This is a genomic window from Confluentibacter flavum, from assembly GCF_002843175.1.
Classification (GTDB): domain Bacteria; phylum Bacteroidota; class Bacteroidia; order Flavobacteriales; family Flavobacteriaceae; genus Confluentibacter; species Confluentibacter flavum.
In genome coordinates this window covers 35500-43326 of sequence record NZ_PJEO01000041.1, presented here as the reverse complement: position 1 = coordinate 43326, position 7827 = coordinate 35500, and the positions used below count along the sequence as shown (strand labels likewise).

8 protein-coding genes and 1 tRNA gene are annotated in these 7827 nt (G+C 34.2%); 1 reads left to right on the top strand and 8 read right to left on the bottom strand.

What is annotated here, in order from left to right; all coding sequences use genetic code 11:
* Positions 1-121 precede the first annotated feature (121 nt).
* The 4 genes from CSW08_RS11440 to rpsU all read right to left on the bottom strand — a co-directional run bounded on the left by CSW08_RS11440 (position 122) and on the right by rpsU (position 1958).
* Positions 122-195, bottom strand: a tRNA-Thr gene (locus tag CSW08_RS11440).
* Between the two features lie 101 nt (positions 196-296).
* Entirely contained in the window at positions 297-599 is a 303-nt protein-coding gene (gene hpf, locus CSW08_RS11435; protein ID WP_106660020.1) for a ribosome hibernation-promoting factor, HPF/YfiA family, read from the bottom strand.
* Between the two features lie 28 nt (positions 600-627).
* The gene (locus CSW08_RS11430) at positions 628-1518 is read right to left on the bottom strand and encodes a tyrosine-type recombinase/integrase (RefSeq protein WP_106660017.1); all 891 of its coding nucleotides are present in this window, start codon (positions 1516-1518) and stop codon (positions 628-630) included.
* Between the two features lie 242 nt (positions 1519-1760).
* Positions 1761-1958: a 30S ribosomal protein S21 gene (gene rpsU / locus CSW08_RS11425; RefSeq protein WP_106660016.1), complete on the bottom strand. Its 198-nt coding sequence runs from the start codon at positions 1956-1958 to the stop codon at positions 1761-1763.
* Between the two features lie 222 nt (positions 1959-2180).
* On the opposite strand from rpsU, the gene CSW08_RS11420 reads away from it, so the two are divergent.
* Complete coding sequence (locus CSW08_RS11420) at positions 2181-2819, top strand: hypothetical protein (protein WP_106660015.1); 639 nt, start codon at positions 2181-2183, stop codon at positions 2817-2819.
* Between the two features lie 140 nt (positions 2820-2959).
* On the opposite strand, the gene CSW08_RS11415 is transcribed toward CSW08_RS11420, so the two are convergent.
* From CSW08_RS11415 to CSW08_RS11400, 4 genes are all read right to left on the bottom strand, one after another.
* The gene (locus CSW08_RS11415; protein WP_106660014.1) at positions 2960-4126 is read right to left on the bottom strand and encodes an acyl-CoA dehydrogenase family protein; all 1167 of its coding nucleotides are present in this window, start codon (positions 4124-4126) and stop codon (positions 2960-2962) included.
* Positions 4127-4137: 11 nt separating this feature from the next.
* The gene (locus CSW08_RS11410; protein ID WP_106660013.1) at positions 4138-5001 is read right to left on the bottom strand and encodes a ComEA family DNA-binding protein; all 864 of its coding nucleotides are present in this window, start codon (positions 4999-5001) and stop codon (positions 4138-4140) included.
* A 15-nt stretch (positions 5002-5016) separates the two neighbouring features.
* The gene (locus CSW08_RS11405) at positions 5017-6696 is read right to left on the bottom strand and encodes an alanine/glycine:cation symporter family protein (protein WP_106660012.1); all 1680 of its coding nucleotides are present in this window, start codon (positions 6694-6696) and stop codon (positions 5017-5019) included.
* Between the two features lie 107 nt (positions 6697-6803).
* On the bottom strand, positions 6804-7826 hold the full coding sequence (locus tag CSW08_RS11400; protein WP_106660011.1) for a potassium channel family protein: 1023 nt from the start codon (positions 7824-7826) through the stop codon (positions 6804-6806).
* Between the last annotated feature and the right edge of the window lies 1 nt (position 7827).

The window sequence follows — 7827 nt, the reverse complement described above, 5'->3', positions numbered from 1 at the left end:
CTGCGAAGACGTAGTCAGCAGATTTACAGTCTGCCCTCGTTGGCCGCTTGAGTATCTCCCCAATTTTTCAAAATTTCAATTTTTAAAATCCAAACCCCAAAAGGAACCGGCTTTTTAAAAGAGCCGATGGAGGGGCTCGAACCCACGACCTGCTGATTACAAATCAGCTGCTCTAGCCAACTGAGCTACATCGGCCTTTTTCTTACTTTTTTAGCATAAAAAAAGCCCGCTATTTCTAACGGACTGCAAATGTATAGATTTATTTAGTTAATCAAAACATTTTTTGATAAATTTTGTCACAATTTTGCTCTTAATTTTTCTTTTCTCTTTTTAAGTTGTCTTTCAAGCGAAGCCGCTGCCATATCAGCCCCTTCTTCAAAGGATTTACACTGTTTTTTTACTACAAAGCTATCTCCAGGCACACTTACTCTGGCTTCAAAAATTTTATTTTGCTTATCACTTGTGTTTTCTAATTTTAAATATACGTCGGATTGTATGACTTTATCATAAAACAAATCTAATTTATCCATACGCTTTTGGATAAAATTAATCAACTTTTTGTCTGCGTTGAAATTCACTGACTGGGTGTTTACTTTCATACTTACATGTTTTGGGTTAGACAATATTCTACTTTTTACTTCTAGGATGTGCATTGATGTGCACTTTTTTCAACTCTGCAATACTATTATGTGTATAAACTTGAGTCGCCGCTAAACTGGAATGTCCTAAAAGCTCTTTAACAGCATTTAAATCTGCACCTTGGTTAAGTAAATGTGTGGCAAAAGAATGACGCAAAATATGCGGACTCTTTTTTACTTTTGAAGATGCCTTACTAAAATAATCATTTATTATTCTGTACACAAGAGTTTCATATACTTTAACGCCATTTTTTGTTAAAAATAAGTTCTCAGTATCGACAACGGTTTTTAATTCACTTCTTGTTTTTAAATAATGATGTAATGATTGAACCACTGAATTTAATAACGGCACCAATCGTTCTTTATTTCTTTTTCCTAATACTTTTAATGTGTTATTTTGAAAATCGATGCTAGCCAGCTTCAACTCCACCAATTCAATTCGCCGTATGCCTGTTGAATAAAATAGCTCAATGATTAATTTATCTCTAATGCCCTCAAAATTATCTTCATAATGCAAATCGTCTATGGCTGTATTGATTTCGGTTTCCGAAAAAGGGATTTGAATTTTTTTACTGGTTTTTAATGCCTTGTGTTTGGTTAACGGATTTAATTTAATGTCGCCTACTTTTTGAAGAAACTTAAAATAGGTGTTTAAAGCCGATACTTTTCGGTTGATGCTTCTATTGGACACTTTTTTCTCCACCAACGATACAATCCAACTCCGTATTTGGGAATAGTTAACGTGTTGGATGGTATCTTCATCAAACTCACTTTTTACAAATGCCACAAAACTTTCCAAATCGGTTTGGTATGCCTTAACTGTAAGGGCCGAATATTTTTTCTCTAGTAATAAATAATCCGTAAATTTTTTTAGAGGCATCCTTTAAAGTTAAAAGTTCAAAGTTAAAAGTTAAAACTAGTTTATATTAATAGGAGCTTCGACAGGCCCAGCAGAACAAAATTAAAAATTAAAAAACTTAAATATTAAACATTTGTCAGTCTGAGCTTGTCGAAGACCAACCTTAAAAGTACAAAGTTTTTAACTGATTATATGCTGAAATTTAGGATAAAAAAAATTCCCGCGAGTTGCGGGAATTGGATTGTATACGATTTAGAAGCTAATTATATATTATCTTCTGCATCTCTTAAACCTTGAATGTATTGCGCTTTTTGTATTTGTGCTCTACGTTCTACGGAAGGCTTTGTAAACTGCTTTCTAGTTTGTAACTGACGTTTTACGCCTGTTTTATCAAACTTACGCTTAAAACGCTTTAGCGCTCTATCTATATTTTCTCCTTCTTTAATTGGTATTATTAACATAATGTCTTAACCTCCTCTCTTTTAGAATTTCAGTGTGCAAATATAAAAACAATTATTAATTTATAATTACTTATTAAAAATATTTTATTTAAAATTGAGTATACCTTTATTTTGTGAATAAATTCAGCTATTTTAGTTTGGCTTTTGATTAAAAAAAACTGTGCTGAACTTGTTTCAGTATTAAAACGATTTTATATCATATTAGTTGACAAAATGTAAAAGATGTCGAAAGAATTAGATGATCTATTAATTGAATTAGAAAATGAAGACTCAAAACTTATTGAGATGGGAAAAAACTTAATTGAAATTAATGGAATGACAGAATTTACATTTTTTTGCCATTCAATTTTAAACCGCACTATTAATCTAAATAGAGGTTACATAACATTAATCAACGATAATAATTATATCGCAGCAGCACCATTAGTAAGATTAAATTTAGATAGTTTATTAAGATTATTCGCTTCTACTCAATCGGAATTTGACGTTGAAACTTTTGCCAAAAAAGTTAGAAAAGGCGAAATAATTAGAAAAATGAAATATTTCAAAAATCATAAAGAGAGATTAACGGATTCTAAACTTGTTGAGCTTATAAAAGAAATCAAAGGGTTTAAATGGACTGAGCAAATTTATGATGCTGGTAGTGGATACATACATCTTAGCAACCAACACTTCTATTCATCTGTTAAAATAGTTGGCCCTGACACAATCGAAAGTGGAATTAGGAAAACTGATGAATATGTTCCCGAAAAAGAAAAAATTGCTGGAACGTATTATATGCAACAAGCTTCAAAGGGAATCAGAATATTTATTGGTGATTGGATAGAAGAAAGAAAAAAACATTTTCCTAACAATGGCTAGAATTCATTGCTAGATACAGGTATAATTGGAAAATATCCAATTTTTGATTCTATCTCGCGTTAGGGATTGCAGTGGAAATCCTTTTGCTTTTGGGCAAAAGATTGAAATGGAAAGCCCGACCCTTGGGTAACGCCCAAATATTAAATAATAGGCTTATAATCCTTTTTATCAATTATAATTTTAGCTAATATTTCCCTAAGAATTTCTGAGGTTCCTCCACCAATGGGTCCCAATCGGCTATCTCTAAAAAGTCTTGCCAACGGATAATCTTCCATATACCCATAGCCTCCTAAAAATTGAAGACATTGGTAAATAACCTCATCGGCCATTTTAGTGGACTTTAATTTAGACATGGTGGCTTGTTTTACCACGTATTCGCCTTTATTCAATCTATAGGCAACCGAATAATTAAACTCTTTACAGATTTCCATATCGGCATATAAATCGACCATGGTATGTCTTAGTGCCTGAAATTTATCTATAGACTTACCAAAGGCTTCTCGTTGCGACATATATTCCAACGTATATTCCAGGGCATATTCTGCGCGGGCATGGGCATTTATTCCCATAACCAATCTTTCTAAAGCAAAATGCTGTAATATATAAGCAAACCCTTTGTTTTCTTCTCCCATTAAATTGCTAGCTGGGATCTTAACATTATTAAATGCAATCTCGCCCGTATCGGACGCTCGCCAACCTAATTTATTCAACTTAGTTGCCGTTATCCCTGGTGTTTCTCTATCAATGACAAAAATACTAATGCCTTTATTCCCTGATTGTGGTTTTGTTTTTGCAGTAACAATTAAATAATCGCTGTACACACCGTTGGTAATAAATGTTTTAGACCCGTTAATGATATAAAAGTCGCCTTCCTTTACGGCCGTTGTCCGCAATCCTGCCACATCACTGCCTCCAAATGGTTCGGTAATGCATAAACAGCCTACTTTGTCTCCCGTAATACTAGGTACTAAATATTTTTGCTTAATGTCTTCACTTCCTTCGGCATTGAGATGCGTCATTGACAAATACACGTGCGCCCATATGGCAGCTGCAAAACCGCCTGAGTTTACTTTTTGAAGTTCTTCCAGAAGAATAACGGTATAAAAAAGATCCAGATTTAGTCCGCCATAAGCTTCTGGATAATTAATCCCAAAAAAGCCCATATCGCCAAATTTTTTCCAGATACCGGTGTCAATGACACCTGTTTCCTCCCATTTATCTACATTTGGAACGACTTCTTTTTTTAAAAAATCTTGAAGACTTTTTCTAAAAAGATGATGTTCTTCAGTGAAGTACATACTATTCATTTACAATTTTTTTAATCGAGGGACAAATATAATTTAATTATATCTAATTTATCGATTGGAAAATCCTTAACTTTTGTTAAATCATCAATCGCCTTAAACCCCTCTCTCAATTGTCTTTGCTCTGTAATATGGTATGCTAAATCGTAATCTATATATGGTAGGGTTACAAGTTCTTCAACAGTCGCCTTGTTTAAATTGATTATTGTAATAGGTCTAGGGGTTTTAACAGTGAATTCTTTGGTTATGTTTTCAATAGTTTCCGAATTTAAACCATAAACCTCTTGAAGTTGGACATCGGCAATAAAACCGCCCATAAACTTACTTCTATATTTTATGATGCGCTGGGATAAGGCTTCACCTATACCATATACTTTTTGAAGTTGTTGCGCCGTAGCAGTGTTTAAATCTTGCTTTTGAGCAAAGGTTTTAGGACTATTACTGTAAGTTGAAATGGGTTTGGACACTGGATTCTCCACCCAATCTGGGAATTTAAAATAGGGCGATATGGTATTTAAAAGTGAATCGGAGACTTTCGTAACTTCCTGAAATTGCTTTGCTGAATTAATCCATAGATTTTGTTTTCTAAAAGCTAATAGCCGATCGATTTCTTCGTTGGTCATCCCTAACGAAGCACCTTTATAATCTGTAATATAATTGGGATTAAACGGATAAATAGTTGGCTTTCTAGCTTCCAGTTCCGCCAAACGTAATGAATCTATTTCTTCATTATACTTGGCTAATAATGCTTGGTTTACACTAACCTTTTCGGATGGTAAGTCAACAAAAAAATAAACACACTGAAGCACGATGATGGTGACTATCAATAAAAAAATCCCATTGCGCTGACTTTTAGAAAACGTAAAATGGGATTTCATATAGATTTTTTTTAATTACATGTGTTTGGTAATATCTTCAGCACCTTCTTGAATGGCTTCTTTTTTAATCATAATAGCACCCAAATAACGTTTCATTTCCTGTTTTACCTTAGGAAATAAGAAAAATAAGCCTATCATGTTAGGGAATACCAATGCCAGAATCATGGCATCAGAGAATTTAATGACGGCATCTAAAGTTGCGGCAGCACCAACTACCACAAAAAATAAGAATAATACTTTATAAACCATGTCGGCTCTTTTCCCTTTTCCAAATAAATATTTCCATGATTGCAAACCATAGTACGACCAAGAAATCATGGTTGAAAAAGCAAACAAAACGATAGCTATGGTTAATACATATGAGAAATGAGGGATTACCGAATCAAATGCCAAGGAGGTTAAATCGACACCACTGATGGGCAAGCCTGTCGATTTTAAAATCACGCTACTACCATGTTGCGCCGTATAATCAAATATAGCTTGTGGTTCCGTGCCATTAATATTAAAGAAAATAATAACCAAAGCAGTCATGGTACAAATCACAACGGTATCTATAAAAGGTTCTAAAAGTGCTACAACACCTTCGGAAGCTGGGTATTTAGTACGAACTGCGGAGTGGGCAATGGCTGCAGAGCCTGCTCCAGCTTCGTTAGAAAAAGCCGCTCTTTGAAATCCGACAATAATTACACCAACCACTCCACCAAGACCGGCCATAGGTGAAAAGGCTCCATCAATAATTAATGAAAAAGCCATACCAATATCACTGAAATTAGCAAATATGATGACTAACGATGCCAAGATATAAAGCCCAGCCATAAAAGGCACAATTTTTTCGGTTATTTTAGCAATACGTTTTATGCCTCCTATAATAACAATTCCAACTAAAATGGCCAATAGAATGCCTATAACAACACCTGTAGAACCGCCTTCTAAATTTAATAAGGTGCTTATTTGAACGGCTGCTTGATTGGATTGAAATGCATTACCGCCACCGAACGATGCCCCTACACAAAGAACCGCAAATAGAACACCTAATACTTTTCCGAGGTTTCCAAAACCGATTTCCTTCATCCCTTTAGATAAATAATACATAGGGCCGCCATAAACAGTGCCATCTACACCTATATCTCTATACTTTACCCCAAGGGTACATTCCACGAATTTGGTTGACATACCTAATAATCCACAAACAATCATCCAAAAAGTAGCTCCTGGCCCACCTAAGCCTATAGCCACCGCAACTCCCGCAATATTTCCAAGACCAACGGTTCCAGAAACAGCCGTAGCCAATGCCTGAAAATGCGATACTTCTCCATGAGCACTTTCGTCTCTTATGGTATTCGGGATATCTTCAACTGCCAACGCTTCATCATTTTTATAAAGTTTATCAACGCCATGTTTTTCAATATCAACATACTTACCTCTTACGGTACTTATGGCTGTCCAAAATTTAGTAATACTAGGAAACTTGAAATAGATGGTGAAAAATGACGCTCCTAAAACCAAAAGAAGCACGACAAAAGGAATATGATACTCCCCAATGGGAACCGTAGTCAAAATAAAACCTTCCCACCAAGTTGCAAAAGGCATGAACGCATCATTTACTTTTTCATCAAGTCCTTTTTCAGTTACTTCTTGTGCGATTGTTAAAAATGGTAATAATAACGTGAACGTTGAAAGAAGATATTTCTTCATAAGAATTCTATGTTGGTTTATTTATTGAATAATAGTTACTAAAAGCAGGCAAGATGCTAAAAAAAAATGGCTTTTTAAAACATCTGTTGATAAAAATATAAAAACCACTAATGTATATTGTATTCTGAATTTAAAGCTTCTATTTGTTCTGGCCTTCCTAAAACAATTATTTTTGATTGTGGTACGAGTTCAATCTCTGCCTCTGGGTTAACAATATATTCACCATTAGCATTTTTATATCCAATGACTGTGCAGCCAGTTTTTCTACGAAGATCTAAGTCCTTAATCGTTTTAACGTCCTTAGTGTTGTATAGTTTCTCTACAGCTATTTCTTCAATATTTATATTCGATTTTCCAACAATGGATAAATTATCTATAAATTCCATTAAACCCGGCACAACAACCAGGGATGCCATATGATCCCCTCCTATTTTATCTGGTAAAATCACATTATTGGCTCCTGCAAATTTTAACTTATCATAAGATGATTCGTGTGATGCACGACTTATAATATTAATATCTTTATTTATTTGTCTTGCAGATAATACTACAAATAAGTTATCGGCATCATTAGGTAATGCCGAAATAAAACTGGATGCCCTATGCACGCCTGCTTTAATAAGAATCTCGTCATCATTGGCATTACCAATAACGTAAGGCACATTATCAAACTGAAGTCGCTGTTCTATTTCTTTATCTTTTTCAATAACCACAAATAGTCTTTTATAAGCGAAAAGCTTTCTAGCAGCTTGCTTACCATTTCTACCATAGCCACAAATAATGATATGGTTTTTAAAGTTATCAATTTGTTTTTGCATCTTTTTTTGTTTTAATTCTTCAATATTATTTTTACTCAAAATATACTCTGTGATAACAGACAGCGCATAACCTACAATAACCACACTCGCTATTATTAAAAATATAGTGAAAATCCTAGCGGTTTCATCTAGTGGCGATACTTCTCCAAATCCAACGGTTGTCATAGTAATAACCGTCATGTAAAGTGCGTCTATAAATGTATAATGGGATAAATACATATACCCAGCAACACCAATAAACATAATCGCTAACAACAAGAAAATCGCTGTATAGATTTTGGTTCTAAAAAAATTTATAATGGGGGTCATCATA